This window comes from Methylobacterium sp. V23, assembly GCF_002917135.1.
In the GTDB taxonomy this organism is placed as follows: domain Bacteria; phylum Pseudomonadota; class Alphaproteobacteria; order Rhizobiales; family Beijerinckiaceae; genus Methylobacterium.
In genome coordinates this window covers 1-26,585 of the sequence record NZ_PDHT01000026.1, presented here as the reverse complement: position 1 = coordinate 26,585, position 26,585 = coordinate 1, and the positions used below count along the sequence as shown (strand labels likewise).

Sequence of the window (26,585 nt, the reverse complement as noted above, 5' to 3'; positions counted from 1 at the left end):
GGGGACTGGGTCACGGCAACCGTCGGCTTGCTAGGTTCGGGGCCGGACGCGCCAGAGGGATAGGGCAAGCGCGACGTTCGCTACGGCGAGGACGCTGAGCAGGGCGTAGGTGGCGTTCGCGCCACCTTGGGCCAGGACCACGGCTCCGACGGAGGGTGCCAGCGCCTGCGCCACCAGCCCTGGACGGGCGAGCCGGCCGACGAGCGCGGCGTAGCGCTCGGGACCGAACAGGGCCAGGGGGACCGTACCCCGTGCAATCGAATAGATCCCGTTGCCGGCCCCGTAGAGGACCAGCGCCAGCCCGACCAAGGGTAGGCCGGCCGTCAGCATCGCGACCCCCAAGACCACCAGGATCATGGCGGCGGTCAGGGTCCAGAGGGGATGGTGCCGGCCCTTGCCAGCCATCTCGACGATGCGCGCGCCTACCTGTGCCGGTCCGATCAGGGCGCCGTAGGCAACGGCCGAGGTGAGAGCCACACCACGGGCCTGGAGCAGGGTGATGAGGTGCACCGAGACCATGGCCATCACCGTGCCCCCGAGGGTCAGCACCCCTGCCATGAGGAGGAATGCACGACGCTCCCGTCCCTCAAGCCGGATGGCGGGGTTCGCGCCTGCCAGTCGTGTGACGATACGTATGGGCGGCTTGGGGATCACGAGCAGAACGAGGGGCAACGTGACCGAGAGGTGCAGCCCGGCATAGGCGAGGCAGGTCCCCCGCCAACCCACCTGCTCGATCAGGAACGCCGAGAGCGGCCAGCATACCGTACTGGCGAAACCGCCCCACAGGGTAAGCGTGGTGATGGCTGGCCTGGCCTCGGCACCGTAGAGACGCCCGAGGGTGGCGAAGGCCGGATCGTAGAGTCCGGTGCCCATGCCCAGACCGACGAGAAGCCAAGCCGCCAGGTAAGCCGCAACGTTCGGGGCCAGTGCAAGGCCCGTCAGGCCCAGCGCCAGGGCAATGGCGGCGAAGGCCAGCACCGGCCGGCCGCCGTGCTCCCCGATGAACGCTCCGACCCGTGGCGAGACCAAGCCCGCGACGAGGAGCCCAAGGGACAGGCCGCCGATGACCCATCCAAAGGGCCATCCCGTGTCCTGCGTCATCGGAGCGGCCAGCACCGAAAGCAGGTAGAACGAAGAGCCCCAGGTCAGGATCTGGACGACGCCCAGAGCCGAGATCACGGGCCAGCGGCGAGCCGAGGCCATCGGCGCGCTACCGAGCCCCGAGCATGGGGAGCCAGAGCGCCAGGGCGGCCAGTGTGACGAGTAGCACCGGTGGCGTGATGACCAGACCCACCCGCATGTACTGGCCCCAGGTGATGTGCTGGCCCTTGGTGTCGAGCACGTGCAGCCAGAGCAGGGTCGCCAGACTCCCGATGGGGGTGAACTTCGGGCCGAGGTCGCAGCCAATGACGTTGGCGTAGACCATGAGCTCGCGCATCAGGGGCGAGAGATCTGGAGCCTGCTGGATGGAGAGCGCACCCACGAGCACGCTCGGCATGTTGTTCATCACTGAGGATAGGATGGCGGCGGCGAACCCGGTCCCGATGGTGGCGACGAATGGGCCAAAGCCCGAGAGCCAGACAAGCCCCTGCGCCAGGTAGTCGGTCAGCCCGGCATTCTTCAGGCCGTAGACCACGAGGTACATGCCGAGGCTGAACAGGACGATCTGCCAGGGGGCCCCGGTCAGGACCTTGCGGATGGGGATGACCCGGCTGCGGTTGGCCAGCGCCAGGAGGACGAGCGCCCCCGCGCAGGTGACGACCGAGACCGGCACGCCGAACGGTGCCGTCACGAAGTAGGCGACCAGAAGCAGACCAAGGAGCGGGAAGGCCGCTCGGAAGACCAGTGGGTCCTTGATCGCGTGGCGCGGCGCTTCGAGCTCGGCCACCGGGTAGGTGGCTGGAAGGTCGCGCCGGTAGAACAGCCACAGCACCACCAGGGTCGCGGCGAGCGAGACCAGGTTCACAGGCACCATCACGGCCGCATAACGGCTGAAGGTGATGTCGAAGAAGTTTGCCGAGACGATGTTGACGAGGTTCGAGATCACCAACGGTAGGCTTGTCGAGTCTGCCACGAACCCGCAGGCGACGATGAAGGCCAGCGCCGCCGCCGGCTTGAAGTCCAGCCGGAGCAGGATCGCGAGCACGATGGGGGTGAGCAAGAGGGCCGCCCCGTCATTGGCGAACACCGCCGCGATGGCCGCCCCGAGCAGGATGACCAGTGGGAACAGCAGGCGTCCCCGGCCGCCGCCCCAGCGGGCGATGTGGAGCGCCGCCCAATGGAAGAAGCCGGCTTCGTCGAGGAGCAGCGAGATGATGATCAGCGCCACGAAGGTGAAGGTGGCGTCCCAGACGATGTGCCAGACCACAGGGATGTCACCGGGGCTGATGACCCCGGTGGCGAGCGCCACAGCGGCCCCGATGAGGGCGCTCCATCCGATCCCGAAACCCTTCGGCTGCCAGATGACGAAGACGAGGGTGACCACGAAGATGGCGAGCGCGAGCATCGGGACCGTTTCTTGTTCTTGGGTACGTGGAGCGGATCAGGCGGTGGCGACGCGGCGCCCGTGCGCGTCGACGACGCGCTCGCCGTCCTCCTTGACGAACTCGCCCTGCTGGGCCGGCAGGAGGTCGAGGACCTTCTCCGAGGGCCGGCACAGGGCGACGCCCTTCTGGCTCACCACCAGGGGGCGGTTCAGCAGGATCGGGTGCTCGGCGATGGCGTCGAGAAGCTGATCGTCCGTCAGGCTCGGGTCCGAGAGCCCGAGATCGGCGTAGGGCGTTCCCTTCTCGCGGAGGAGATCGCGGACCGTGACGCCGGCGCGTTCGGCAAGCTGTCGCACCAGGAGCCGGTTCGGCGGCGTCTTCAGGTACTCGACCACGTGCGGCTCGATGCCGGCGTTGCGGATGAAGGCCAGGGTGTTGCGGGACGTGCCGCAATCCGGGTTGTGGTAGATGACGACGTCCATCACGCGACCTCCGCGCGGGGCGAGGTGGCGCCGGCCTGCTGGCCGATCTCGCGCACCTTAGCGGACAGGGCGACCCCATCGAGGCTGGCCAGCGGCAACGCCACGAAAGCCGAGATGCGGTTCTTGAGGTAGCGCTGCGCGGTCACGAAGGCCGTCTTGCGCTCCAGGTCCGTACCCTCGACCGAGGCGGGGTCTTCGATGCCCCAGTGAGCCGTCACCGGCTGGCCGGGCCAGTAGGGGCAGGCCTCGCCGGCGGCGTTGTCACAGACCGTAAAGACGAAATCCATGACCGGCGCATCGGGGCCGGCGAACTCGTCCCAGGACTTCGAGCGCAGCCCCTCGGTCGGGTATTCCGTCTCGCTCAGAACCTGAACGGCGAGCGGGTTCACGTCCGCCTTGGGCTGGCTGCCAGCGGAGAAGGCCCGGAAGCGTCCCTGGCCCTCCTTGTTGAGCATGGACTCCGCCAGGATCGAGCGAGCGGAGTTGCCGGTGCAGAGAAACAGGACGTTGTAGACGTGGTCAGGCATGGGCGGTGTCTCCGGTAGGCAGGCAACAGGCGGCGAGGGCCGCGACGGCGGGGGCGCAGACCTCGGGTCGGCCCTGGCAGCAATCGCGCATCAGGAATTGGATGAGCTCGGACAGGTCCGGGTAGGCCGCGCTGTAGATGATCGAGCGACCCTCGCGCCGGGACGTGACCAGCCCGGAATGCGAGAGCTCCTTGAGGTGGAACGACAGGTTGGTCCCTGACACGCCGACCGCCTCGGCCAGCGCGCCGGCCGCCATGCCTTCGGGGCCGGCGGTCACGAGTTGGCGTACGACGCGCAGGCGGTGCTCCTGGCCGAGGGCTGCAAAGGCGGCGACGGCTTGCCGTTCGTCCATCATGATGTCAATATCTCAACCATCATTGAAATGTAGAGGAACGAAACGTCTTGGACAAGCCGCAACAGCTCTTCGCCGACGGAATGCCCAACATCAGCGAGGGGCACTTCGTAGTGCCGACGGCGACCGACCTGCAGGTGCAGGCACCGTTCACCCACGCCCCACGCTTCCTGATCCTGTATGGCTCGCTCCGGGAGCGGTCGTTCAGCCGCTTCCTAGCCTACGAGGCCGCACGCCTCCTGGAGGCGATGGGCGGCGAGGTGCGGATCTACGACGCGCACGGCCTGCCGTTGCCGGACGACGCGACCGCTGACCACCCCAAGGTCCAGGAACTGCGCGACCTCTCGATCTGGTCCGAGGGGCATGTCTGGGTCAGTCCCGAGCGTCACGGCAACATGACCGGGGTGATCAAGAGCCAGATCGACTGGCTCCCCCTGTCGGAGGGCTCGGTGCGCCCGACACAAGGCCGGACCCTAGCGGTGATGCAGGTCTCCGGCGGTTCGCAGTCGTTCAACGCCGTCAACGGCCTACGCATCCTCGGGCGCTGGATGCGGATGATCACCATCCCCAACCAGTCCTCGGTGCCCATGGCCTACAAGGAGTTCGATGACGCCGGTCGGATGAAGCCGGGGCCGCTCTACGACCGGGTGGTCGACGTCTGTGAGGAACTGGTCAGGTTCACGCTCCTGACCCGCGAGCGTTCCTCCTATCTCGTCGACCGCTACTCCGAACGGAAAGAGCGCGAGCCTGAGCGCCTCAAGGCCGTGGCGGTCGACATCGGGTTCGTAAAACGACCTTCGTGACCGGGTTGGACGGATGGGCCGCCTATCTCGTGCGTGACATCAGCCTGACGGGCGGGATGCCGGGGCTTCCGCCATCCTTTCCATGATCCGGATCAACGTGACCGGAGCCAACTCCCAGCAATCGACGCCGACGTCGAGGCTTGTCCGGGTGGCCGGAATGGCACCGTGGGAATGGCCGTAGACGTGAAGGTCGCCGTGCCAGGCATGGGGCCACGTCACGTGCGAATAGTGGCTGACCCACAGGGCGACCCGCCGGGGCATGCCCGGGTCCTGGACGAAGACCCTTTGGACGTCGACGACGGGTCCCGCCCATTCGAGACGTTCGCCCAGGCCGTGGTCGTGGTTGCCCCGAACGAGGTGGATGCGTCCGTTCAGTCGCGCCTGGATGGATGCGGCGTAGTCGAGGCTGCACTTGTAGGCGAAGTCCCCGAGGAGCCAGACGATGTCGTCAGGTCGAACGGCCTTGTTCCAGGCGGCGACCAGGGCCTCGTCGTGCGCCTCGATGGTCTCGAACGGACGCGGTCGGGCCATCCGTGGACCGAGAATCCCGCGGTGTCCGAAATGGGTGTCCGCGCAGAAGAGCGTCCTTGGCATTCTTTGCCTCCGAAATGACGGAGGCCTCGTACGGGACGCAGCGCTCCGAAGTTAGCGGGAAGGGTGGACGTCCCTGGTTTTCATCGGCTCGGCGCTCCTGTTGCGCAGTGTCGATCGCACCGCTTGCGTCCCCTCGCAAGGGTTCGCCCAACGGGATCCACGGGAATGACCGTCATCCCGCCCGTCGGTGTTTCTGGCGCTCGCGGGTTTCAACGCCGGCTGCTACGCTTGACCCCCAACGAATCCGCCCGTGATTGTACGAACGCAGCCATGCCGATCCCTCCTGAGCAACGGCTCGCCCTCTCGGACATGCTGGAGCTCACGCTGCGGCGCCTGACCGGCAACCACTTCCAGGAGTTCTTCTGTCGAATGATGGAACTCCGTCACCCCGACGCCTTCATGAGGCCCGCGCTTGAGGGCTCGCTCGGTGATCGGAAGTGCGATGGTTACCTTCGCCCCGGGCACGAGATCTTCCAGTGCTACGGGGCTGAGAACGGCGGTGCGAAGGTCAAGGCCGTGAATGCCCGACTGGCGGCCAAGATCGACGAGGACTACGTCGGAGCGGCAGGGCACTGGCCCGACATGAAGGTCTGGCACATCGTCAACAACTTCATCCTCGGGATGGGCACGACGCCGCTTGCCCGGATCGACGCGCTGCAGGCCGCCAACCCGCATCACCGTATCGCAGTCTTCGGCTGGGCGACCTTCGAGGCCCACATCATGTCCTTGGAGTCCTACCAGGTGACCGGCCTGCTCGGACGCGAGGTTACGGCCGAGGACTTCCGCAATATCCAGGCTCCTGAAGTGGTAGCCGTCATCGATGCCATCGCCCAGGGTACCCTTGAGGAACTGCCGGAAGACGACGAGCGACGCGACGTACCGGTAGGCAAGCTCCGGACGAACGGCTTGTCGGGAGCCATCCAGCGTAAGATCGCCATGGGCGGCCTGAACGAGCGCATCGTAAAGAGGGAGATCGAGGGCCACCCGGTCCCGCTTATGGCGATGACCATCGCCAACGAGTTCAGGCGACAGTACGTCGATCTCGACCTCCAGGGCCTCGAACCCGATGACATCATGATGAAGCTTTACAGCAACATCGTCGGCCACGGTCCGGTCGCGGTCGAGATGGACGTGGCCGCCTGGAGCTTGCTCTCCTACCTCTTCGTCCGGTGCACCATCTTCAAAGACAAAGTTGCCGACGAAGGGGTGTTCGGATGATCCTGCCGAGCAAACACCTCAGCCAGGATCGGGCCCTCATCGGCGTCGGCGCGGACATCCTCGAAATCCTTACCCGACCGATGACCGTTTCCGAGGCGTGGGACGGGGTACGGAAGAACCGCGCGTCGCGCCCCGACAGCGCCGTGCTGCCGTTCGACTGGTTCGTGCTGGCCATGTGCCTGCTCAGGGCCCTTGGCGCCCTCGACCTGAACGACGAGGGCCTGCTCGTGCGGGCCGAGCGCAAGCCATGATCCTATCCCTCACCAGCGACCTGCCGGGCTTCAAGGGGCTCACCTTCCACGAAGGTCTCAACGTCGTCCTCGCCGACCGTACCGACGCGTCCACGGAAAGGCAGACCCGCAACAGCGCCGGCAAGACCAGCGTGATCGAGGTCATGCACTTCCTGCTTGGCTCGGCCGCCGGAAAGTCGTCGATCTTCCAGTCGCCCGCCCTGTTCGCGTTCACATTCCACGCCAGACTCCGGCTCGGTCCTCACGAGATCACCGTGTCGCGCAGCGGTGCCGACGCAAACCGGATGCTTCTCCTGGAGGAGGATGCCGCCAAGATCGCCGCCCCGCTGACGCGGGACAAGTCGGAGGCGGCCTACCTTACCGTTGAGCGGTGGCGCGAGATCCTCGGCCACTACTGGTTTGGCCTGCCCAGGGACCCTAAGGGCACCGAGTTCGAGCAATCCTTTGTGCCGGGCTTCCGCTCGCTCGTAAGCTACTTCATCCGACGCAACGCCGGAGGCGCGTTCGCTGTGCCGGTACGCCAGCACGAGAAGCAGAACGCCTACGACTGGCAAGTCAACCTGTCCTACCTCATCGGCCTGGACTGGCGCATCCCGCGGGCCATCGAACAGCTCAAGGTTTCCACCGCCGCCCTGGCCGACCTACGGAAGGCGATCAAGGAAGGCGCCTTCGGCAAGCTGTTTGGAAGCGTCGGGGAGATCCGGCCCGAGATCCAGAGGATCGAGGCCAGGATCGAACGCCTCAGGGCCGCCATCGCCGCGTTCGAGGTCGCCGAGAATTACCGGGAACGCGCCGCGGAAGCCGCGACCGCCCGACGCCGCATCCAGTCGCTCGGCTTCGAGCGTATGCGCGCACTTCAGACCATCGCCCACCTTGAGGCGGCGGTCGCCGAGGAAAGGGCCCCGGAATACGCCGCCCTCGAACGCCTCTACCGCGCCGCCGACGTCCAGTTGCCCGGCATCGTCCTGGCCAAGATGGACGACGTCGCCAGCTTCCAGAGGTCGGTTTCCGAGAATCGACGCGTCCATCTCGGGGGGCAGATCTCGGAAACCCGCGCGAGCTTGGCCTTGGTCGACGCCGAGATGACCGCCCTGGACGAGAGCCAGAGCGCGATCATGGCCGAAATAGCCGGCAAGGGCGCTCTGGAAGATTTCACGATGATGGCCGAGGAGATCGGCACCCTCGGCAGCGAGGTCGAGCTCCTGCGCGAAAAGCTCAGGAACGCGGAAATCCTCGAAGGCAAAAAGTCCCTCTTGCTGCAGGAGCGCGCATCCCTCCTGCAACGTCTTCAGGCCGATCATCGGGAGCGGGGCGATGCCCTTCGTTCGGCCACCCTCATGATCGACCGCTCGATCACCGAGCTCTACGACGACCGGTACGGCAACCTCATCGTCGAGGCGACGCCCAAGGGGCCTGAGTTCCGCATCAGCATCCAGGGCGACGGGAACCGGGGCGGGATCGACCGCATGGAGATCTTCTGCTTCGACCTGATGCTCTACGAGACCGCCGCGGAACGGTTCAACGGAGGCCCTGGGCTCCTCGTCCACGACAGCCACCTTTTCGACGGCGTTGACCCCCGCCAGGTTCGCACCGCCATCGCCCTCGGCCACCGAACGACCGTGTCTCGGGGCGGGCAATACATCATCGCCCTGAACTCGGAGGTGCTCGACGTCCTCGACCTGGGAAGCGAGATCGACCTTGACGCGGCCGTGCTCCGGCCGCGCCTGTCTGACGACGAGACCGGCGGCCTGTTCGGCATCCGCTTCGACACGAGGTGACGTCGTGACAGCGCAGTCCCCGTGCCCCAGAAAAGCGGTACGGGGACTGCGATGACCTCCGGGCTTCTCGCGCCCCTACCTCAGGGTTCCCGTCTCACGCGGCTCCGGTGGCGGTCCTCCCCGTTTGGGCCACCGACGGATGCGTGGGAACTGAGCGGCTCCAGGTACTCGAAGACGTGTTCGAATGCGCTGGTGACGGCCTGCTCGAAGAAGCCGTTCGCCTTGTCCAAGGAGGCCTTGAGTGTGGCGCCGCTGCCGGTTTTGCGTGTCTAGCGTGGGGGAACAGGCGGCCAGCGGAATTTAAATATCGCGTGTACGGATTTGCATTTGCTCGTAAACATTTGCGCAATGCTCACGGATATGCGTGTCATCGTCTCCGCACAGCACTTGCTCAACGTACTCCAGCAAAGCCATGCTCTGAGTTTGATCGAGCGACTTTACTAGATTTACAACAGAATTGAGATGCTCGCGCTCAATGTTTAACTTGTCGATAAAAGCTGATCGACTTTCTTGAGAGTCGTCACGAAAGAAACCGGGCGGCTTAGCGTCAAGGGTACGACGGAAATCATTCTGATCGGCAAGCTTCTGATAAGCACCCGCGAGTAAAGTCCCGCGCGGCTCAACCATTTTTGTCGTAATCAGACCCCCATTGATCTGGCACAACATGACGAAGGCATCAAACGAGACGCTCGAAAGATCGGCCTCTTGAGTGAGGTAGGTGTATCGGCCGACGATGCAATCTGCTGCCTCGCTCCGATTGCCGAGATGCTTGCTGGCATAAGCGTCGAGCATTGTGAGGGTTCTTTCGTTCAGAGTGAGGGAAATAGTGGGACGGGCTCGTTTTCTGGCAGCCATCATCCTCCTATACACGAATGTGCACGACACACAAACTTTTGTCGTGCACGAGCGGAAATGGACTTGGGCTTGTGGAAAAGCCGAAGGCGATGTCGAGGCGTAAGCGCTTGAGTTATGTGTTGGCGCTACAAGCGGCCCGACGCGAGATAAACTCCGCACAGACGGGTGCGCCTCGGCCACGCAGGCACTCGCAAGTCAGTAGGCGTAGGACACAGCCTCGCTTACGGGGTCTCAATGCGGAGATCCGCTTCGTTCCCGTCGCGGGGTCTGCCCCTTCCGTCGTGTAGCGTTCAGGGCTCCGTCGCGGCGAACAAGCACCGCGCGCGACCGAGCCTGGTCACCTTCGGGAAGGTGGACCGGTCGGCCTTCCCCGGCACGACCCAGCCGTCCTCGACGGCATGAACGGCTGTCCATGCCGTCGAGGACACCAACTCGTCGGGCGCCTCTCCCGCCGCCGCCTTCATCCGGGCGAGCACCTCCCTGTTCCGGCCCTCGGGCTCCCAGCACCCGGTGCCGTCCAGGACTTTGCGGGCGTTCGACGCCGAGATTATCCCCCACAGGATATGGTGCCGCAGGACCCTCTCGACCGCCACGACGGACGTGTGCGGCAGGAGTTCGTCGAGGCGTTCCCAGTGCGTGTCCGTCGCAAGATCAACGGCGATGCTGCGCGCGACCGAATCGCGTGTGACCGCGCTCGCCCGGGCTCGGAGGCCAGTGACGGCCTCGACCCTCCGGACGAATGGCAAGTCGGCACATGCCGGTGTCGTCAGCCGTAGACTGTAGCTGTACGCCGTCGCGATAGTGCCTCGGCGTAGGCGGACCGGATGATGTAGCGCGACAGGCAGGTCGGGCGCGTCCGGATCGCGGATGACGACCCGGGTGCCGGAAGCGTCCCAAGTCGCCAGCCCGGCCTCGACAAGGGCGGTCTCGCAGTCGATCTCGACGGCCCGGGCCGCGACCTGGCGGGCACGGAGGTCGGCCAGGAAGGCCTCCTGCGTCGGCATCTCCGGCGCAAGAGTTATCGGGACCCAGTCCTGTGCCTCCTCGTCCCAGCGTTCCTTGGCCGGGAGGCGCGTCCAAGTTCCGGTGCCCTCGTCATACTCCAGGGCCCCCGCTCCGGGCGTGTCCTCCCACTCCAAGACCCCATCCCGAAGCATCACAAACGACAGGCCGCCGTCATGCACGGCCTCCAGGCATCCCCACGCAGCCCCGTCCGGGAGCCGCTTCGTCTCTACAAACCCGTAGAACGGGAACGGGATCGCAGGGGTCTCCAGGGGGAGGCTCGCATAGACGGCCTCCCAGATATCCGAGGCGACCTGCCCGTCGTACTCTGGTCCGTGGACCCAGCGCCGCCACGGCACCCCATCGTCGACCGGGGGCGAAATTCCTGGGGGGATGACGTCACCGGGGCGCCACGTCTCCGTCCAGCGCACGTGAGGGGGCCGGATGCAGTCCGGGTGCGGACCCGCGGCGTCGATCAGGTGCCAGAAAAACAGTTGGGTCACGCTTATGCCTCCGCCGAGCCGAAGCACGCCTGGCGCAACTGCGCGGGTACTTGCCTCCTGTGCCTCCAGACGGCGGACAGGGCCGAGCTCGCCTGGATGACGGAGAGCTCCGGCAGGGCTGCCAAGATGTGCCCTGTGTGCGTGTGGCTCTTGCCCCACCCGATGCCATTTTGAACGCTTGCCCGATCCACGTCGTGCGAGGTGATCAATCGGACGGCGTCGTGGACGGCCGCCGGGACGCCGGGCAACTGCGCCCGTGCGACCCAATCGTGTGCCGGGTCCCGGGCCAGCCGCTCGCGGACCTTCTCGACGGATTCCTTGACTTGCCGGAAGAGGGCCCATGCCACCTGGGAGACTTCGGCGGTGGGGTAACCGTTGGAGCCCAGCGGCGCCGCCAGCAGCGCCTCGGCGATGACCTTTTTCTTCGGGGGCCACGCCCAGTACAGCGTGTCGAGGCTCACTCGCAGCCTGTCGAGGCAGGCCGCGTGCTCGATGCCGAGCGCCTCAACCTCAGCCGCGTCGCGCACGAGGGCGGCCTCGGCGACGACGACAGCGGCCTCGGCGGCCGCCTCGTCGGCCGGGACGGGCGCCCAGCAGCACGGCGTCCGGCCGACAGCCCGCCCGTCAATGATGCCGTCCGTCCACGAGTAGCCCGCAGCGCCCATCGCCTCGCGCGACAGTTCAAATGCCCGGCGGTATGCGGCCGGATCTCCGAGGCCAAACCAGAGGCTTCGAGGGCCCCGCCTCGTCACGACGTCTTTCTCCCTGCGCCACGTCAAGCCCAGCGCGGAGAGGGGGATCGCCTCGGCGACCGGGAGCGGCCTCCCGGCCGAGGCGTAGGCCTGCGCCGCCACGATGGCGAGGCCGAGGAGGAGGAGGGCGAGCGTGATCATGTCGTCGAGCCTGCAGCTTGTCGGCGGATAAGCAGATAATACCCCCCGACCAAAATAGGCTGCAAGACTAATTCGGCATGATGCAGCGCAAAATGATGCGTACCTAACAGTAGTTCACTACGCTTGGACAATTCTCGTGCCAGAACACGCCTTACAAGCCGAAAAAATGTCTCTTGCGTTCGGATGGTGACTTCCCATCATGTTCTGAGGCGGATCGGCAGATTCGTTTTACTGTGGTGCGACAGGAGCGATACATGACCGGGCATGCTGAGCTGACAGAATGCGAGGTGTTGGAGCACCTGCGCGCCGCCATAAAAGAGAGTGGGAACGCGAAGGTGTGGGCCGGCCGCGCCGGGGTATCACCGCAATATGTGTCGGACGTCGTCCGAGGCCGACGCGCTCTAGGAGAGAGCGTCCTCGACGCGATCGGGTTCAGAAAGAGGGTTACTTACGAGCGGACGCCACCCCATCAAACACTCATGCTCACGGATGAGCCGAGGACGCGGCAGTGATCGCTTTCGCTGACTGGCGGGAGGAGACCCGCGTCGTCGACGCCCAGGCGGACGCCCTCATCGCCGGTGACGGGCCCGCCGCGGCCCGGGCCGTCGAGGGGGTCACCGACCAGGCCGCGTGCGCGCGGATTTGGGGGCGCGCCAAACTCATCGTGTTGTGGCACTCGATTGGAGAGAAGGATTGGGATGGCACGTCGCTGGAACAAGTTCAAATCTCGGCCCGAGTATGGGCATCTCTACGGTACATCGCCCGATTTGATCCTGAATTGCGCGATCCGGTCTCGGCCTTACGGCCAGGGTCTGCGCCTGTATCCCTTCGAGGCTAACCGCTCACTCCTCGACCTGTACGGCAGCCGCGCGAGCCTCTCCATGGCAGACCTGCGCGCAGGGATAGACGTCGCCCGAGGCGCCCGGAGATGGAGCACCGAGTTCACCCTCGACTTCATCGGCAACCTGATCGGTTGGGGGGTACACCTCGGCATCCTCCTGGAAACCCAGGACCCAGCGGGGTCACCCGTATGGACGCTGCGCAGCCGCGAGATGCGGTACGGCGTCCTCGGGGGCCGCGCCGTTCAAGTCCGGGACCTGGAGCCGGAGGCGCAGGCACGCATCGAGAGGAAGTTGCGGGCCCAGGCCAAGTTGAACGCGACGCTTGATGCGCGGCATTCCGAAAAGGTCGCGCCGGAAATCCGGCAACTCCTCGCCGACATCGTCCTCGCCGACACCGGCGCACGCATCCCGGAGGGGTGGGGCGTGTACGTCCCCGCCGACATCCGGGAGCAGTGGCCCCGCATCGGGGACGCCATGGGCATCCTCGTGGATCTGCACCGGGACTGGGACCGGGGCCTGCAGGCGCGCTGGGTCGAGCGCGTAAGGGAGGAGCGCCGGGATGCCTTAGTCCGCGCCGCCGTCCGGAAGGAAGAGACCGAGGCGCTGGAGGCCCAAATCCTCGCCGACGACGATGCGTTCGCAACCTTGGGAGACCTGTGATGACTCGGACCGAGACCAACGCCGCCATCGCCGAGCAGACCGCCTCGGACGCCCGGCCAGACCACGTGCGCACCCTCGTCCACGCCCTCCGCATCGGCGGCGAGGATTTTGCCATCGAGGCGCTCGGCGACATGCACGACGTCTCATCGGATGCCGAGCGTGAGGCCCTCCTAGATCGGGCGCGGGCCATCGCCGACGGCATGGCCCCCATCGACCCGGTGACGCCTGGGTCGCTGCCGCTGCAGGAGATCGCCGAGATCCTCGGCCCGCCGGCGACGTACTGGACCGTCCGAGCATGGACGATGACGGGGTGCCCCCACGAGGGTTACGGCTCTGCGCTTCGGTGCGACCCGGCGGCGCTGGCAGCATGGTGCGAGGGCAAGGCGGCGGCCACCGAGCAGGAGCCAGGCGCCGCACGGCTTCGGACCTTCGCCCAGCGTCTCGACGCCGCCGTCCCGTAGGCCGTTTGATCGGGGCGTCCCGGGACCGACAGGACCACGACATTAACCCTAGACGGTCAACGTGCGCGGTCGGCCGTTGACCGGTCCCGCGAGAGCCTGGACTGTAGATCATGACCGCGTTCCAACTCCTCGTCAGCGTCGACATTTTCGAAGGACGCCAGGCAACCGCCGCGGCGGCCCTCGACGATACGCCGCTCGACGTCGAGACGGCCGTGTGGCTGCCCGAGCTCCTCGTCCCCTGGCACGTGCGGGGAATCGAGGGGACTGGCTGGTGGCCGGCGCTCACCGTGCGCCAGATGCGCGAGGCCATTGACCGGGGCGATCTCCGGCCGGAGCGGCACGGGCGGCGGATCGTGGTCACTCGAAGGATCATCCAGGAGTGGCGCGAACGATGCCGGCACGCAGACAAGGACCGAGGCTCTGGCTCAAGCCGGCCGAGAAGCCCAGCAAAACAAGGACAGGCAAAGCCGCCGTCTGGGTCATCAAGGACGACGGCGGCGTCCGCATCGTCACTGGATGCGCTCAGGCGGATCGCGCGGGCGCCGAGGTCCAGCTAGCCGAGTACATCGCGGCCAAGCACCAGCCCGGCCGTGACCAGGACCAGGACCCGCGCCACATCCTCGTCACCGACGTCCTGGCGATCTACGCCGCCGACAAGGCGGCCAAGCACGCCCGCGCCGACAAGACCATGCAGCGCCTCCTCCAACTCGGGGAGTGGTGGGAGGGCAAGGCCCTCGCGGAGATCAATGGCCGGTCCTGCCGGGCCTACACGAAGTGGCGCTGCGGCCAGGCGTGGAAGTCCGCAAGGCCGGACGTCACCGGCGTGCCCCCCCGCATGGTTTCCGAGCAGGGCGTCCGGCGCGAGCTTGAGGACCTGCGGGCGGCCGTGAACTATCACCGCCATGAGGGCTACTGTCGGCAGGTCATCGAGGTCCCCTTGCCGGACAAGGGGGCGTCTAAGGATCGGTACTTGGAGCGCGTCGAGGCGGCTCAGATGATCTGGACGGCGTGGCGCTATCGCGAGATGCAGCGCCGGCACCGGGGCGCCGCCGCCGGGGAGGTCCTGCCCACGGGCAAGATGTCCCACAGGCACCTCGCCCGCTTCACGCTCGTGGGGATCTACACCGGAACCCGCGCGGCGGCGATCTGCGGCGCGGCGTTCCAACCGACACCGGGACACGGGTGGATAGACCTGAAGCGCGGCGTGTTCCACCGGCGCGCCATCGGGGCCGCGGAGACGAAGAAGCGCCAGCCCCCCGTCCGCCTCCCGGACAGGCTCGTCGCCCACATCCGCCGATGGGCCTCCATCCCGCGCCCGGACGGGACGATGCCCGAGTTCGTCGTCGAGTGGCGCAACCAGCCGGTTAAGGAGGTCAACAAGGGATTCGCCACCGCCGCCCGCAACGCCGGCCTCGGTCCGGACGTCACGCCGCACGTCCTCCGGCACACCTGCGCGACATGGCTGATGCAGCGCGGGGCGAACGCATGGGACGCGGCGCACTACCTCGGCATGACCGAGGCGATGCTCCAGCGCGTCTACGGTCACCATGCCCAGGACTACCAGGCGGGCATCGCCGGCGGCCGGGCGAAGGCGCGCGCCGCACCGGGCCTGCACGACATCTTCTCGCTCCACTACCACAAGGACCACGACGTGGAGGGCGCCCACGCCCGGCAGGTCGAGAGGCTCGCCCGGCTCGGCCTGCCGCTGCGGTCGCTGCGGTCGCGGGAGAACGTCGCCAGGATCGGGCGGGCGGCTTAGAACGGGTCCCGAACGCGCCGGGAACGCGGGACCGATGCGGGACCGGAGTGGGCGGAAACGGGCGGAAATCGGGGGGAATGGCCCTCGACGGGGCTGGACGGACTAGGGCGTTTCCCTCTACGGAAATGGGCGTGGGGCCTGTAGCTCAATGGTTAGAGCCGACCGCTCATAACGGTCTGGTTGCAGGTTCGAGTCCTGCCGGGCCCACCACTGCTTCTGCACTGCTTCTGCACTGCTTCTGCCGAAAAAGCCTTCGCGTCGGGCCTGCCGCTGCTCTGGCGACACAGTTCCTGTCGAGACCGGCCCACGGTCGTTTTGCTCGAGGCTCGGATCTCGAGACTGAGCGGCGAGGCGCCCTCTGGTGCCGGCGGATCGAATGACGCCCCGGCATCGGGACTTATCAGCCTCTGAACAGCTTCAGCCCCCAGACGAGACCCGATAGCTTGGCGAAATCTTCCGAAATTCGGGGCGCTTCGTTGGGGTCGGAAAAGACGAGAGCGTCGCGCACGCCGCCGCGTGTCTCGACCCTCTCGTCCGAGTTCGTCTTCGGATCAATCTGAACCCGCAGGGGCTCGCTTACATCCGGTGGCCGCGGTGATGTCCCATCATGTGGCCGCGATGGTGACGGTGGCCCATCATATGATGACGATGGTGACGCATCATGTGGCCGCGCATGTGACGGTGACCCATCATGCGACCATGGCCGCGATGGCCGTGCATGCCATCCATCCGAACCTCGGTGACGGCGGTCGGCGCGTCGACTGCGCCGATCATGCCGGGGGCGGCAGAGGCCGGAGCGGCCGAGATGGCGCCCAGGGTGGCCAGGATGGCGGCGGCGAACAGAGACTTCCTCATGGGCGTCCTCACAGGCGTGTTGCCGACGAGACATCGGGGCTGATGTCGGTCGGGCTCAGGGAACGGCTCAGCTTCGAATACCGTTCCGCGCGGTCCGGTATTCTCAGCATCCGGCTCGTGAGGGACTAATTTTTCTCAACGAATACCAGCGCCGTCGTTCCCGCCGCCCCGCTGGGCCGCCGCGATGATCCGCGTGCGCCGCGACTTCGATTGGGGAAGCCGCCGAAGCGAATCCGCTCGTTCGGTATCGAAACCGAGTCGGGCAGCGATGCCCTGCGGTCGATTTTTCCACCGTGGGGTCGGAGGCTCGCGCGAACCGGTAGGCGGTCGGGCGGCTTTGCCGGCGAGATACCCGATACCGACCTTCGGCGGGTAGGGCCGGGATCGGCGAGGTCATTGTTGTAACGGGATCGAGGCCCGTGCCACGGGTTCGCGGGCCGAGAGAATGGGGGATTCGACGCAGACGTCACAAGGCTGGCCGTGGCCGGGACATTCGCACAGGGATGTCCCGGTCTCCCCTCCTTTACCTGGCGTCAGAGGGGTTCTTGGCGTCAGAGGGGGGCGTGCGACCGCGCCCGGACGTCGTAGCGGTCGAGCATCATCACCTTGTCCCAGACTTTCACGAAATCCTTCGCGAACCGGGCTGCGCCGTCGCTGCTCGCATAGACTTCGGCGACGGAGCGGAGCTGCGCATTCGACCCGAACACCAGATCGCAGCGCGTCGCGGTGAACTTCGTCGCGCCGCTCTCCCGGTCGACCAGCGCGAAGGTCATGCCCTTCGGGTCGGCCTTGCGCCATTCGAGATCAACGCTCGTGAGGTTCGCGAAGAAGTCGTTCGACAGCACGCCGACCCGATCGGTGAAGATTCCATGCCGTGAGTCGTCGTGGTTGGCTCCCAGGGCCCGGAGACCGCCCACCAGGGCCACCCATTCGGGGGCCGTGAGCGACAAGAGATACGCCCTGTCGAGGAAAAGCTCTTCGGGAGAGACGCGCGGAGCGACCGCGGCGAAATCCTCCGCCACATAGTTGCGGAAACCGTCGACCACGGGCTTCAGCCACTCGAACATCTCGATGTCGGTCAGTTCCTGCCGGGTGTCGACACGACCCGGCGTAAACGGCACCGTCGCAGGGTGGCCACCATCGGCGAGCGCCTTCTCCACGGCGGTACATCCACCGAGCACGATGAGATCGGCCAGCGACACCCGCTTGCCGGCTTGGCGGCCGTTGAAGGCGTCCGCGATCTGCCGCAGGGCCGTTACCACCGGCACGGTGCGACGGTTGATCGACCAATCCTTCTGCGGGGCGAGCGCCAGCCGACCACCATTGGCCCCGCCGCGCTTGTCGCTGTCGCGATAGGTCGAGGCCGCCGAGAAGGCCGTGAAGGCGAGATCGGAGACCGAGAGGCCGGCCGCCAGGATGTCCCGCTTCAGCGCGGCGACGTCGGCGTCATCGATCAGAGCATGGTCGCGGCGCGGGATCGGATCCTGCCAAAGCAGATCGTCCTCGATCTTGACCTCAGGTCCGAGATAGCGCTCCTTCGGACCCATGTCGCGGTGCGTCAGCTTGTACCAAGCCTTCGAGAAGGCCAGGGTGAAGGCATCGAAGTCGTTGAGAAACTTCTCGCAGACCTTGCGGTAGTCCGGGTCGACCTTCAGGGCGATGTCGCTGGTCATCATCATCAGACCATGCATCTGGCCCGGGACATGGGCGTCCGGAGTCTTGGGCGCATCCGGATCGGCCGGGGTCCATTGCGAGGCGCCGGCCGGGCTCTTGGTCTGCACCCATTCGAACCTGAAGAGATTTTCCAGGTAGGCGTTGTCCCACTGGGTCGGGTTCGGCGTCCAACTTCCCTCGATCCCGTTGGTCATCGTGTACTGGGCGAAACCCGTGCCCTTGGGGTTGTGCCAGCCGAGCCCCATCGCTTCCATCGGGGCGATCTCCGGCGGCGGTCCGACCTGATCGGCCGATACCATTCCGTGGCTCTTCCCGAAGGCATGGCCGCCGGCGATCAGCGCCACGGTCTCCTCGTCATTCATCGCCATCCGGGTGAAGGTCGTGCGGATGTCGCGGGCGGACCCGATCGGGTCACCATTCCCGCAGGGGCCTTCGGGATTGACGTAGATCAGCGCCTGGTGCGAGGCGGCCAGCGGGTTTTTGAGATCGTAATCCGCATCGCCGTTCTGGCCACGCCAGCGCTTGTCGCGGGTCACCATGCTGTCGAACGACGTGACGTCGTTCGGGTCCCAGATCTCGGGCCCCCAATAGGTCGCGTTGTCGGCCTCCCACGCGTCCTGGCGTCCGCCGGCGAAGCCGTAAGTGGGAAAACCCATGATTTCCAGGGCGCAATTGCCGGTGAGGACCATCAGGTCGGCCCACGACAGGGCGCTCCCGTACTTCTGCTTGATCGGCCAGATCAGACGCCGGGACTTGTCGGTGTTGCCGTTGTCCCACCAGCTGTTGATCGGCGCGAAGCGCTGGAGCCCCTCGCCGGCTCCGCCGCGACCGTCCGCGATCCGGTAGGTTCCTGCCGAATGCCAGGCCATACGGATCATCTGCGGTCCGTAATTGCCATAATCCGAGGGCCACCACGCGACGGATGTCGTGAGGAAGGCCTTGATGTCCTGCTTGACCGCCTCGAGATCCAGAGTGTCGAACGCGGCCTTGTAGTCGAAGTCCTGACCCAGGGGATTGGCCTGCGGACCGTTCTGATGAAGGAGCTCAACCTTCAGGCGGTTCGGATACCAATCCGACAATGCCGGCGGGCTGCCGACGGCGCCGCCGATGCGGTCGCCACCGAACGGACATTTCCCCTGCATCTCGAAGGTCTTGGTGTTCAGTTTGCTGGAGTCGGCGATGTTCAACGCGGCGTCCTCTTCCTCGTCATCGAGAGCGTTTGTTCCAAGAACTCTCGCCCGGAACCGCCTCTGCAGCGTCCGGGGCTTGTTGAGGGGCGATAATCTGCGGAGTTATAGCGCAGGACCGGAAGACTGGCACGCCATCACGGTGATTTGATAAGTATTGTATTCAGGGTAATAAGCTGACAATAATGTACCGTACTGACAGAATTCGATCGATCATTGTGTGGTTCTATGATGATATTTTGTAGAGACGGGGCGATAATCCGCGCCGGTCGCTGAATTCGACGCAATGTTGGCCTGACATCAAGCCGGAGACTGTGCTTTGCACGGAGCGTTTCTGCTGACGCTTGCAGGTTCGGTGAACGCGCTCATGCGCCGACCCCACAATCGAGGAGCGTCCCGGTCTCCCCGGTGGAGGAACCAGGCTGATGCAGCTTCTTCAAAGATGGTCGTTCCGCGAGCGGCGGCCCGGACGGTGTTTGGAGATCTTGCCGCCCATCGGTCGTGACCTTGCGGCTGAACCTCTGATGGCGTGACTTTGCTGGCGTCGCCCCGGATCAGATCGGGCTGTTCGGCGCGCGGGAGGCCGTTCCGTCCCGCGATGGGGCCGGGGTGGGGCGAGCCGCCGATCCGATCCCATTCCAGGACAAAATTCCGGCCGCGGTTCGGAACGCTTTGTCGCGGTCGTCCATTCCTGGTCCCCGTTCCGGGACACAGGAGTTTCCCATGCGTCGCCTCGTTCTTGCCCTCGCCGCCGTCACGGCGCTGACTGGTCCCGTTCTCGCCAAGGACGAGGCGCCGATGCCCCCGGCCGCCGTGAAGTTCGCACCCGTCCCGCAGGACGCCGTGCTGAGCTACAACCTCATCGGACTCAACGTCGTCGACGGCACCAACAGCAATGTCGGCGAGATCAAGGATCTCGTCATCGAGAAGGGCAAGCTCACCGGCTACATCATGTCGGTCGGTGGCTTTCTCGGCATGGGTGAGCGCTACGTGGTGGTGGATCCGTCCTCGGTGGCGCTGACCTACGACACCGGTGCGAAGAAGTGGAAGGCCTCGGTGAATGCCAGCAAGGACGCCCTGAAGGCTGCTCCCGAGTTCAAGTACGACGGCAAGTTCAAGCGCTGAACACGCGACGGGGGAGCGTTCGCTCCCGAAGCGGACCTGACCCCGACTGAGGGTGGTGCAACCCACGCACCTGCCCTCGGCCAAGGTCAGACGGGCTGTCGCCTTTCATCTCGGGATCGACATCGGCTCCATGCGGCGGACAGGCTGTCCCTGTCCGCCGAACCGTCGAGGATCAACGGCAGCGGCGCCCTTAGTGAGACGGCTTCGGCGCGGGGTCGCCCCAGGTCTTCACCGGGAAGGTCACGTCGTACGTCAGGTTGAAGACGAAGGCGTAGGCCACGTAGAAGGCCGCGATCGCGAGGTCCATGAAAAAGGCTTCGGTGAAGCCGATGCCGAGATACCAGGCGATCGGTGGCAGCAGGATCACCAGCAGCCCCGCTTCGAACAGCACCGCGTGCCCCACGCGCAGCAGAAGACCCTTGCGGGTATGCCCGACGGTGCGCTGCATCGTGCGGTCGAAGACAAGATTGTAGAGGTAATTCCACACCATGGCGGCCAGGGCGCTGCCGACGCCGATCACGCCCATGGCCGAGCCCTGCAGCCCGAAGAGCAACGTCCCGAGCGGGATGATCAGGGCGAGCCCCACCACCTCGAACAGGATCGCGTGGCGGATACGGTCACGGGTCGTACGCATGGTGTTTCCTGAAGGGGTCCGTTTGGTCCGCCGTCTTCTATCTGCCATACACGGTGCAGCAAGTTAGGACGTATCGGAATATCGGATAGATGGCGGTCTCGCTCGATCAGCTCCAGGCGTTCGTGGCGGCAGCCGAAGCCGGATCGTTCTCGGGCGCGGCCCGCGCGCTGCGGAAAGCGCAGTCGGCCGTCAGCACCCAGGTGTCGAATCTTGAGGCCGATCTGGGCGTCACCCTGTTCAGCCGGGTGGGCCGCAATCCTGTCTTGACCCCGGCCGGCGAACGTCTCCTGCTGGAAGCCCGCGTGGTGATCGAGCGCCGCGAGCATCTTGTCGGCGTGGCCCGCAGCTTGGAGCAGCGGGTCGAGAACCGCTTGGTCGTCGCCATCGACGAGCTCTATCCCGAGCACGCGCTCGGTGCGCTGTTCGCGGACTTCGCGCGGCACTTCCCCTTTGTCGAGCTCGAACTGCTCTTCCCGCTGATGGAGGACGTCAGCCGCATGGTGCAGTCGGGGGCCGCCGACCTCGGCGTGATGTGGCGCCAGGAGGTCCTGCCCACCGAACTCGGCTTCCAGACCATCGGCTGGGTGCCCCTCAAGCTCGTCTGCGGGCGCGACCACCCCCTGGCGAAGGCGCGGGTGGAGTGGGAGGAGTTGAAGCGTCATCGGCAGATCCTGGTGGCCGCACGCAGCGACGGGCCCGAGAAGCGCCGGCTGCGGGTGGCCGCCGAGGTGTGGTGGGTGGAGAGCCACTGGGTGATCCTCGAGATGGTGAAGCACGGGATCGGCTGGGCCTTCGTCACGGACCACGTCATCGCCGCCTCACAGACGGCGCCCGATCTGGTGACCCCGGACCTGCAGTTCGATCAGGGCGACTGGCCGATCGCCCTGGAACTGGTCTGGCACAAGCAGCGCCCCTGCGGCCCGGCCGCGGCCTGGCTGCGCGAGCGCTTCGCGGCGGAGCGGGTCGGCAACCCGTCGGGCGCCGGCCGGACGGCCTGAGGACGGGATCCTGGGCAGGCCGGTGTCTGACCGGCCCTCCAGCGGGGCAAGTCGCCTTGTGGAGCGTCCGAATGCCGTTTGAAGTCTTCACCGCGCTCGTGGGCATGCGCTGCCTCGCCGACCAGCCGGTGCGCGCGGCGTGGTGCGACGACGACGTGCCGGATACGCCCGACGAAAACTGGCATGAAGCGTCGCCGAAGCCGTTGCGTGCCGTTTCCGTCACAGCGCGGGCATGCACGCGTTCGACGCGCGGAGCCTCGTCGTCCAGCGGCGCCGGCGGCGCGGCGCGCGGTCGATTGTCCGGAAGCGGACGGGCAGAGGCGGAGCGGAGGGGTGTAGGGCGTGCAGCGCGGATCGGTGGATGATGGGCTCGCCGCAGGGCCCGGGGCGGCGCCGACCTTTCTCGTGGGTGGCGGCGAGATGGCCGCGCGCCTGCGCGCGCACGACTGGTCCGGCTCCTCCCTCGGACGGCCGGAGACCTGGCCGGCCGGCCTGCGCGCGACCGTGAGCCTGATGCTGGGGTCGCGCTTCCCGATGTTCGCGGCGGTCGGGAGCGAACTCGCCGTCCTCTACAACGACGCTTATGCCGAGATCCTCGGGCTCAGGCACCCGGCGGCCCTCGGCCGGCCGTTCCGGAACGTGTTCTCCGACGTCTGGACCCATGTCGAGCCCATGGTCGAACGCGCGCTCGCCGGTGAAGCGACCTGGTCCGAGAACATGCCGTTTGAGATCGACCGGCGTGGCTACGCGGAGAGGGCGTCCTTCACCTTCTCGTACTCGCCCCTGCGCGATGACGCGGACCGGGTCGTCGGCATGTTCTGCGCCTGCGCGGAGACGACGGGGCAGATCGCGGCGCAGGCGGAATTCAGCGAGACGGAAGCCCGCCTGCGCCTCGCGACCGAGGCTTCCGACATTGGCTTCTGGGACGTCGACGTCGTGAACGACACGGCCTACTGGCCGCAGCGGGTGAAGGCGATGTTCGGCATGTCGTCGGACACACCGGTCTCGGGAGCGGAGTTTCTCGCCGGCCTGCATCCCGACGACCGCGAGGCGACGATGGCGGCCTTTGCCGCCGCGCTCGATCCGGCGCGACGCGCCGTCTACGATGTCGAGTATCGAACGGTGGGACAGGCGGACGGGATCGTCCGCTGGGTTGCCGCCAAGGGACGCGGCCTCTTCGAGGGCGAGCGCTGCGTGCGCGTGCTCGGGAGTGCCATCGAGATCACCGCCCGCAAGCAGTCCGAGGATGCCCTGCGCGCCAGCGAGGAGCAGTTCCGCGTCCTGTCGCAGGTGCTGCCCAATCTGGTCTGGACCACCGATGCGACCGGCGCCGCGGACTGGTTCAACGAGCGGGTCTACGCCTACACCGGCCTGCGTTCCGGCGACCTCGACGCGGCGGGATGGCTCGCCATCATTCATCCCGATGATCGGACCCGCGTCGCCGATCAATGGCGCGCGACGGTTTCGTCGTTGTCGGAATACGAGTGCGAGTATCGTCTCCGGCGCGGAGATGGCGCCTATCGCTGGTTCCTGGCGCGGGCGCAGCCGGTGCTGGCCGGCGACGGTACCGTCCTGCGCTGGGTCGGCACCAGTACCGACGTCGACGACCAGAAGCGGGAGATGGCCGAGCTCGTGCGCTTCAACGAGACCCTGGAGCAGCGGGTCGCCGAACGCACCGCCGAGCGCGACCGGGTCTGGCGCAATTCGCGCGACCTCCTCGTCGTCGTCGGGGCCGACGGCGTCTTCCGAGCGGTGAACCCCGCCTGGAAGGCGATCCTAGGCCAGCATCCGTCGGACGTTGTCGGTCGCAGCTTGCTGGAATTCGTCTGGCCGGACGATGCGGACCTCTCCCGCGAGGTGTTGGCCCGGGCGGCCTCGGCTAACGACCTCACCAACTTCGAAAATCGCTACCGCCACGCGGACGGCACCCCGCGCTGGATCTCCTGGCGGACCTCCGTGGAGGGAGACCTCATCTACGCCTATGGGCGGGACGTCACCGCGGAGAAGACCCAGGAGCAGGCGCTGCAGCAGGCCGAGGAAGCCCTGCGCCAGTCGCAGAAGCTCGAGGCCGTCGGACAATTGACCGGGGGCGTCGCGCACGACTTCAACAACCTGCTGACGATCATCCGCTCCTCGGTCGACTTCCTGCGTCGGCCGGATCTCGCGGAGGAACGCAAGGCCCGTTACCTCAATGCCGTGTCCGACACGGTGGACCGGGCCGCCAAGCTGACGGGCCAGCTCCTCGCCTTCGCCCGACGCCAGACCCTGAAGCCGGAGACGGTAGACGTCGGCAGCCGGCTGCGCAGCGTCGCCGAACTGCTCGATACCGTGACGGGCGCACGCATCGCTGTGCGGACGGAACTACCCGACCACCCCTGCTGCGTGCGGGTGGATGTCAGCCAGTTCGAGACCGCCCTCGTGAACATGGCGGTCAACGCACGGGACGCGATGGAGGGCGAAGGGACCCTGACCCTGCGGCTGGATTGCGGCATGCCGCTTCCGTCCATTCGCGGCCATGCCGGGGCCCCCGGGCCCTTCGCGGCGGTCTCCCTCTCCGATACGGGCGCGGGCATTTCCCCGGACGTCCTGACCCGCATCTTCGAGCCGTTTTTTACCACCAAGGAGGTTGGCAAGGGCACGGGGCTCGGCCTGTCCCAGGTGTTCGGCTTCGCCAAGCAATCGGGTGGCGACGTGGCCGTCGCGAGCGAGCCGGGTCGGGGCACGACCTTCACGCTCTACCTGCCGGAGGCGGAGATGGATTTCGTCGGGGCGGAGGACGGATCGGAAGCGGCGGGCCTGGAGCCGGGCGGGGCCGGCCAGCGCGTCCTGGTGGTCGAGGACAACATCGAGGTCGGTCGGTTCGCGACCCAGATCCTGCAGGACCTGGGCTACGCGATGACCTGGGCGGCCAACGCGGAGGAGGCGCTGGACCGCATCGGCTCGGACGGTGGCGGCTTCGACGTCGTGTTCTCCGACGTGGTCATGCCGGGCATGGGCGGTATCGAGCTCGCCAAGCTTCTGCGGCTCCGTCTGCCGGACCTGCCCGTGGTGCTGGCCTCCGGCTACAGCCATGTGCTGGCCGAGGAAGGCGCGCACGGCTTCGAACTTCTGCAGAAGCCCTATTCGGCCGATCAGGTCTCCGCCATTCTTCGCCAGGTCGTCAGGCGCCGGCCGGGCCGGACGGGAAGCGGGCAATCGACGGCACCGAGCTCGGACAAGGGGCTCACGGACGGGCTCCCAGTCCGCTGACGCGGCAGAGGATGCGGGAGGTCGATCCTGCCCCCGCCGCAAGCCGACATGGCGACCGGCGCCCTTGAAGCGACGCCGGTCGTGTCTCTGCTCGACCTCAGGCCGGGCGGCGGCCGTCGGCGGCGTAGCGGTCGATGGCCGAGGGCAGCTCGCGCGCGAGTCGGGAAAGGAGCGCGCTGCGGCTCAGGCCGGTCTGCTGGGTCAGGTGGTCGAGGGTGTCCGATCCGATGGCCCGCTCGAGATCCGTCTCGGGCATGTCGCGGTTGGGACCGTGGTTGACCCAGGAGTTCGCCGTCTCGCCGTGGCCACCCTTGGTGAAGTGGTCGACGAGCTCGCTCAGGCCGCTGGCGATCAGGCCGCCGATCCCGGCGGTGCCGACGCCGCCCAGCAGGCCGGCCAGGTTGCCGAGACCGCCGCCGGTGGAGGCGCCCGCGGACGCGGTGCTGGGGATCGGCGGGACGGTGCGTTGCGGCACGGTGGCCTCGTGGCCCTTCAGCAGCTCGGCGAGCTTGTCGCGGTTCTGGTAGCCGGCCACGGCCAGCAGGCCCAGCAGCGCGGTCATCGAGGGGTAGCCCTTGCTCATCGTCTATCCTGTGGTCTGAGGTCTGAGAAAAACGGTTCCGTCCGCGGGAGATCGCTGGCCTTTTGGCAGGAGCTCCGTCGTCCGAAGTGACGCGCGTAAGGACGAGAACGGGATTGGGACACCGACGGATCCCGCCGTCCGTTCCGCAGTGACGGCCCGAAGGCTTTCACGGCTTGGTTTTTTGGCCTGGGAAACCCAGTCCGGGACCCGTCCCGCGGATTAGCGCTGGGGCCGGGCGAACCAGCCCACCGCGAAGGCGACGGCGGCGAGGCCGAGGAGGGCGGAGGTGCGGTTGTCGTCGGCGTAGCGCACGGCCTGTCGGCCGTAGGTCGAGCCGCGCTGGCGGGTGTTCCGGGCGAAGGCGCGGCCCTCGTCGAGGAGGTGGTCGGCGCGCGCGCGGCCGTCCTCGATCCAGTGGTCGGCGCGGTCGCGCACCGCGTAGGCGAGGTCGCGGCCGTCATCGACGAGGTCTTCGGCCCGGTTGCGGGCACGGCCGTAGGCGTACTGGGCGCCGCCGGCCACCTGGTTCACGGCGCCGCGCACCTGGCGCGCCGGGTCACCGGTGAGGCCGCCGACGGCGGTCTGGGCACGGCCCTTGAGATGGCGCGAGGCGCCGCGGAATTGATTGCCGTTCATGACAGGTCTCTCATGGCAGGTCTCTCATGGCAGGTCTCCGGCTGTGTGAGGATCCGGCCGGTCGCAGGGACCGGCCGGGGCTGGGCTCAGATGCGGCGGGCGTCGGTGCCGTCGGCGAGGGTGAGGCGCTTGGGGGCGCCGAGGCGGCCGCCGAGGAAGCCGGCGAGCGCGCCCAGGA

General features: G+C 66.9%; 25 protein-coding genes and 1 tRNA gene. 12 read left to right on the top strand and 14 right to left on the bottom strand.

Annotation, left to right across the window (positions count from 1 at the left end; translation table 11 throughout):
- Positions 1 to 30: 30 nt before the first annotated feature.
- The 5 genes from CRT23_RS20620 to CRT23_RS20600 are packed head-to-tail and all read right to left on the bottom strand — an operon-like array spanning position 31 to position 3,847.
- Positions 31 to 1,203: an MFS transporter gene (locus CRT23_RS20620; RefSeq protein WP_103711565.1), complete on the bottom strand. Its 1,173-nt coding sequence runs from the start codon at positions 1,201 to 1,203 to the stop codon at positions 31 to 33.
- Between the two features lie 7 nt (positions 1,204 to 1,210).
- Positions 1,211 to 2,506: an arsenic transporter gene (locus tag CRT23_RS20615; protein ID WP_103711564.1), complete on the bottom strand. Its 1,296-nt coding sequence runs from the start codon at positions 2,504 to 2,506 to the stop codon at positions 1,211 to 1,213.
- A gap of 36 nt (positions 2,507 to 2,542) precedes the next feature.
- Positions 2,543 to 2,968: an arsenate reductase (glutaredoxin) gene (gene arsC, locus CRT23_RS20610; RefSeq protein WP_103711563.1), complete on the bottom strand. Its 426-nt coding sequence runs from the start codon at positions 2,966 to 2,968 to the stop codon at positions 2,543 to 2,545.
- Positions 2,968 to 3,495 (bottom strand): arsenate reductase ArsC, encoded by a 528-nt coding sequence (locus CRT23_RS20605; protein ID WP_103711562.1) that lies wholly within the window; start codon positions 3,493 to 3,495, stop codon positions 2,968 to 2,970. The genes arsC and CRT23_RS20605 overlap by 1 nt, the downstream gene beginning before the upstream one ends.
- Positions 3,488 to 3,847 (bottom strand): metalloregulator ArsR/SmtB family transcription factor, encoded by a 360-nt coding sequence (locus CRT23_RS20600; RefSeq protein WP_181017412.1) that lies wholly within the window; start codon positions 3,845 to 3,847, stop codon positions 3,488 to 3,490. The genes CRT23_RS20605 and CRT23_RS20600 overlap by 8 nt, the downstream gene beginning before the upstream one ends.
- Before the next feature lie 50 nt (positions 3,848 to 3,897).
- Between CRT23_RS20600 and arsH the strand changes: the two genes are divergently transcribed.
- Positions 3,898 to 4,650: an arsenical resistance protein ArsH gene (arsH, locus tag CRT23_RS20595; RefSeq protein ID WP_103711560.1), complete on the top strand. Its 753-nt coding sequence runs from the start codon at positions 3,898 to 3,900 to the stop codon at positions 4,648 to 4,650.
- Between the two features lie 39 nt (positions 4,651 to 4,689).
- On the opposite strand, the gene CRT23_RS20590 is transcribed toward arsH, so the two are convergent.
- Positions 4,690 to 5,244 carry a metallophosphoesterase gene (locus tag CRT23_RS20590; RefSeq protein WP_103711559.1) on the bottom strand — a complete coding sequence of 185 codons (555 nt, stop codon included), beginning with the start codon at positions 5,242 to 5,244 and terminating at the stop codon, positions 4,690 to 4,692.
- A 165-nt stretch (positions 5,245 to 5,409) separates the two neighbouring features.
- On the opposite strand from CRT23_RS20590, the gene CRT23_RS20585 reads away from it, so the two are divergent.
- Genes CRT23_RS20585 through CRT23_RS20575 form a run of 3 tightly spaced genes read left to right on the top strand, consistent with a single transcriptional unit; the run spans position 5,410 to position 8,491 of the window.
- Complete coding sequence (locus CRT23_RS20585; protein WP_146056442.1) at positions 5,410 to 6,462, top strand: ABC-three component system protein; 1,053 nt, start codon at positions 5,410 to 5,412, stop codon at positions 6,460 to 6,462.
- Positions 6,459 to 6,713, top strand: coding sequence for an ABC-three component system middle component 6 (locus tag CRT23_RS20580; protein ID WP_103711557.1), 255 nt, complete (start codon positions 6,459 to 6,461; stop codon positions 6,711 to 6,713). The genes CRT23_RS20585 and CRT23_RS20580 overlap by 4 nt, the downstream gene beginning before the upstream one ends.
- Positions 6,710 to 8,491 carry a DUF2326 domain-containing protein gene (locus CRT23_RS20575; protein WP_103711556.1) on the top strand — a complete coding sequence of 594 codons (1,782 nt, stop codon included), beginning with the start codon at positions 6,710 to 6,712 and terminating at the stop codon, positions 8,489 to 8,491. Before CRT23_RS20580 ends, CRT23_RS20575 begins: the two co-directional genes overlap by 4 nt.
- A 300-nt stretch (positions 8,492 to 8,791) precedes the next feature.
- Here CRT23_RS20575 and CRT23_RS20570 read toward each other — a convergent pair whose 3' ends face one another.
- From CRT23_RS20570 to CRT23_RS20560, 3 genes are all read right to left on the bottom strand, one after another.
- Positions 8,792 to 9,283, bottom strand: coding sequence for a hypothetical protein (locus CRT23_RS20570; protein ID WP_103711555.1), 492 nt, complete (start codon positions 9,281 to 9,283; stop codon positions 8,792 to 8,794).
- A gap of 353 nt (positions 9,284 to 9,636) precedes the next feature.
- Positions 9,637 to 10,851, bottom strand: a complete 1,215-nt coding sequence (locus CRT23_RS20565; protein WP_103711554.1) for a hypothetical protein — start codon at positions 10,849 to 10,851, stop codon at positions 9,637 to 9,639.
- 2 nt (positions 10,852 to 10,853) lie between these two features.
- On the bottom strand, positions 10,854 to 11,744 hold the full coding sequence (locus CRT23_RS20560) for a hypothetical protein (protein ID WP_103711553.1): 891 nt from the start codon (positions 11,742 to 11,744) through the stop codon (positions 10,854 to 10,856).
- Positions 11,745 to 12,442: 698 nt separating this feature from the next.
- Between CRT23_RS20560 and CRT23_RS20545 the strand changes: the two genes are divergently transcribed.
- The 4 genes from CRT23_RS20545 to CRT23_RS20530 all read left to right on the top strand — a co-directional run bounded on the left by CRT23_RS20545 (position 12,443) and on the right by CRT23_RS20530 (position 15,676).
- Entirely contained in the window at positions 12,443 to 13,246 is an 804-nt protein-coding gene (locus CRT23_RS20545; RefSeq protein WP_181017408.1) for a hypothetical protein, read from the top strand.
- Positions 13,246 to 13,707: a hypothetical protein gene (locus CRT23_RS20540; protein WP_103711550.1), complete on the top strand. Its 462-nt coding sequence runs from the start codon at positions 13,246 to 13,248 to the stop codon at positions 13,705 to 13,707. The genes CRT23_RS20545 and CRT23_RS20540 overlap by 1 nt, the downstream gene beginning before the upstream one ends.
- 391 nt (positions 13,708 to 14,098) lie before the next feature.
- The gene (locus CRT23_RS20535) at positions 14,099 to 15,466 is read left to right on the top strand and encodes a site-specific integrase (protein ID WP_103711549.1); all 1,368 of its coding nucleotides are present in this window, start codon (positions 14,099 to 14,101) and stop codon (positions 15,464 to 15,466) included.
- Positions 15,467 to 15,600: 134 nt separating this feature from the next.
- Positions 15,601 to 15,676: transfer RNA gene (locus tag CRT23_RS20530), tRNA-Ile, on the top strand.
- A 366-nt stretch (positions 15,677 to 16,042) separates the two neighbouring features.
- Here CRT23_RS20530 and CRT23_RS20525 read toward each other — a convergent pair.
- Both CRT23_RS20525 and katG read right to left on the bottom strand, forming a co-directional pair.
- Positions 16,043 to 16,321, bottom strand: a complete 279-nt coding sequence (locus CRT23_RS20525; RefSeq protein ID WP_055950468.1) for a hypothetical protein — start codon at positions 16,319 to 16,321, stop codon at positions 16,043 to 16,045.
- Between the two features lie 551 nt (positions 16,322 to 16,872).
- Positions 16,873 to 19,176 carry a catalase/peroxidase HPI gene (gene katG / locus CRT23_RS20520; RefSeq protein WP_181017411.1) on the bottom strand — a complete coding sequence of 768 codons (2,304 nt, stop codon included), beginning with the start codon at positions 19,174 to 19,176 and terminating at the stop codon, positions 16,873 to 16,875.
- A 729-nt stretch (positions 19,177 to 19,905) separates the two neighbouring features.
- Between katG and CRT23_RS20515 the strand changes: the two genes are divergently transcribed.
- Positions 19,906 to 20,307 carry a PRC-barrel domain-containing protein gene (locus CRT23_RS20515; RefSeq protein ID WP_103711548.1) on the top strand — a complete coding sequence of 134 codons (402 nt, stop codon included), beginning with the start codon at positions 19,906 to 19,908 and terminating at the stop codon, positions 20,305 to 20,307.
- A gap of 190 nt (positions 20,308 to 20,497) precedes the next feature.
- Here the strand turns inward: CRT23_RS20515 and CRT23_RS20510 are convergent, their stop codons facing one another.
- Complete coding sequence (locus CRT23_RS20510; RefSeq protein ID WP_055950462.1) at positions 20,498 to 20,941, bottom strand: PACE efflux transporter; 444 nt, start codon at positions 20,939 to 20,941, stop codon at positions 20,498 to 20,500.
- Positions 20,942 to 21,030: 89 nt separating this feature from the next.
- Between CRT23_RS20510 and CRT23_RS20505 the strand changes: the two genes are divergently transcribed.
- From CRT23_RS20505 to CRT23_RS20500, 3 genes are all read left to right on the top strand, one after another.
- Positions 21,031 to 21,939 carry a LysR family transcriptional regulator gene (locus tag CRT23_RS20505; RefSeq protein ID WP_103711547.1) on the top strand — a complete coding sequence of 303 codons (909 nt, stop codon included), beginning with the start codon at positions 21,031 to 21,033 and terminating at the stop codon, positions 21,937 to 21,939.
- Between the two features lie 71 nt (positions 21,940 to 22,010).
- On the top strand, positions 22,011 to 22,304 hold the full coding sequence (locus CRT23_RS27920) for a hypothetical protein (protein WP_146056441.1): 294 nt from the start codon (positions 22,011 to 22,013) through the stop codon (positions 22,302 to 22,304).
- Positions 22,282 to 25,188 (top strand): PAS domain-containing protein, encoded by a 2,907-nt coding sequence (locus CRT23_RS20500; RefSeq protein WP_348628879.1) that lies wholly within the window; start codon positions 22,282 to 22,284, stop codon positions 25,186 to 25,188. Before CRT23_RS27920 ends, CRT23_RS20500 begins: the two co-directional genes overlap by 23 nt.
- Before the next feature lie 97 nt (positions 25,189 to 25,285).
- Here the strand turns inward: CRT23_RS20500 and CRT23_RS20495 are convergent, their stop codons facing one another.
- The gene (locus tag CRT23_RS20495; RefSeq protein WP_103711546.1) at positions 25,286 to 25,771 is read right to left on the bottom strand and encodes a YidB family protein; all 486 of its coding nucleotides are present in this window, start codon (positions 25,769 to 25,771) and stop codon (positions 25,286 to 25,288) included.
- Between the two features lie 219 nt (positions 25,772 to 25,990).
- Positions 25,991 to 26,407, bottom strand: a complete 417-nt coding sequence (locus CRT23_RS20490; protein ID WP_103711545.1) for a CsbD family protein — start codon at positions 26,405 to 26,407, stop codon at positions 25,991 to 25,993.
- Positions 26,408 to 26,585: the final 178 nt, after the last annotated feature.

Coding starts and splice junctions, on each gene's coding strand:
- CRT23_RS20570 (WP_103711555.1), bottom strand. CDS start 9,283: ATGCTCGACGCTTATGCCAGCAAGCATCTCGGCAATCGGAGCGAGGCA.
- CRT23_RS20505 (WP_103711547.1), top strand. CDS start 21,031: ATGGCGGTCTCGCTCGATCAGCTCCAGGCGTTCGTGGCGGCAGCCGAA.
- CRT23_RS20585 (WP_146056442.1), top strand. CDS start 5,410: ATGACCGTCATCCCGCCCGTCGGTGTTTCTGGCGCTCGCGGGTTTCAA.
- CRT23_RS20515 (WP_103711548.1), top strand. CDS start 19,906: ATGCGTCGCCTCGTTCTTGCCCTCGCCGCCGTCACGGCGCTGACTGGT.
- CRT23_RS20510 (WP_055950462.1), bottom strand. CDS start 20,941: ATGCGTACGACCCGTGACCGTATCCGCCACGCGATCCTGTTCGAGGTG.
- CRT23_RS20540 (WP_103711550.1), top strand. CDS start 13,246: ATGACTCGGACCGAGACCAACGCCGCCATCGCCGAGCAGACCGCCTCG.
- CRT23_RS20490 (WP_103711545.1), bottom strand. CDS start 26,407: ATGAACGGCAATCAATTCCGCGGCGCCTCGCGCCATCTCAAGGGCCGT.
- arsC (WP_103711563.1), bottom strand. CDS start 2,968: ATGGACGTCGTCATCTACCACAACCCGGATTGCGGCACGTCCCGCAAC.
- CRT23_RS20575 (WP_103711556.1), top strand. CDS start 6,710: ATGATCCTATCCCTCACCAGCGACCTGCCGGGCTTCAAGGGGCTCACC.
- CRT23_RS20580 (WP_103711557.1), top strand. CDS start 6,459: ATGATCCTGCCGAGCAAACACCTCAGCCAGGATCGGGCCCTCATCGGC.
- CRT23_RS20590 (WP_103711559.1), bottom strand. CDS start 5,244: ATGCCAAGGACGCTCTTCTGCGCGGACACCCATTTCGGACACCGCGGG.
- CRT23_RS20560 (WP_103711553.1), bottom strand. CDS start 11,744: ATGATCACGCTCGCCCTCCTCCTCCTCGGCCTCGCCATCGTGGCGGCG.
- CRT23_RS27920 (WP_146056441.1), top strand. CDS start 22,011: ATGCCGTTTGAAGTCTTCACCGCGCTCGTGGGCATGCGCTGCCTCGCC.
- CRT23_RS20545 (WP_181017408.1), top strand. CDS start 12,443: ATGGCACGTCGCTGGAACAAGTTCAAATCTCGGCCCGAGTATGGGCAT.
- CRT23_RS20495 (WP_103711546.1), bottom strand. CDS start 25,771: ATGAGCAAGGGCTACCCCTCGATGACCGCGCTGCTGGGCCTGCTGGCC.
- CRT23_RS20605 (WP_103711562.1), bottom strand. CDS start 3,495: ATGCCTGACCACGTCTACAACGTCCTGTTTCTCTGCACCGGCAACTCC.
- CRT23_RS20535 (WP_103711549.1), top strand. CDS start 14,099: ATGCCGGCACGCAGACAAGGACCGAGGCTCTGGCTCAAGCCGGCCGAG.
- CRT23_RS20615 (WP_103711564.1), bottom strand. CDS start 2,506: ATGCTCGCGCTCGCCATCTTCGTGGTCACCCTCGTCTTCGTCATCTGG.
- CRT23_RS20600 (WP_181017412.1), bottom strand. CDS start 3,847: ATGGACGAACGGCAAGCCGTCGCCGCCTTTGCAGCCCTCGGCCAGGAG.
- CRT23_RS20620 (WP_103711565.1), bottom strand. CDS start 1,203: ATGGCCTCGGCTCGCCGCTGGCCCGTGATCTCGGCTCTGGGCGTCGTC.
- CRT23_RS20525 (WP_055950468.1), bottom strand. CDS start 16,321: ATGAGGAAGTCTCTGTTCGCCGCCGCCATCCTGGCCACCCTGGGCGCC.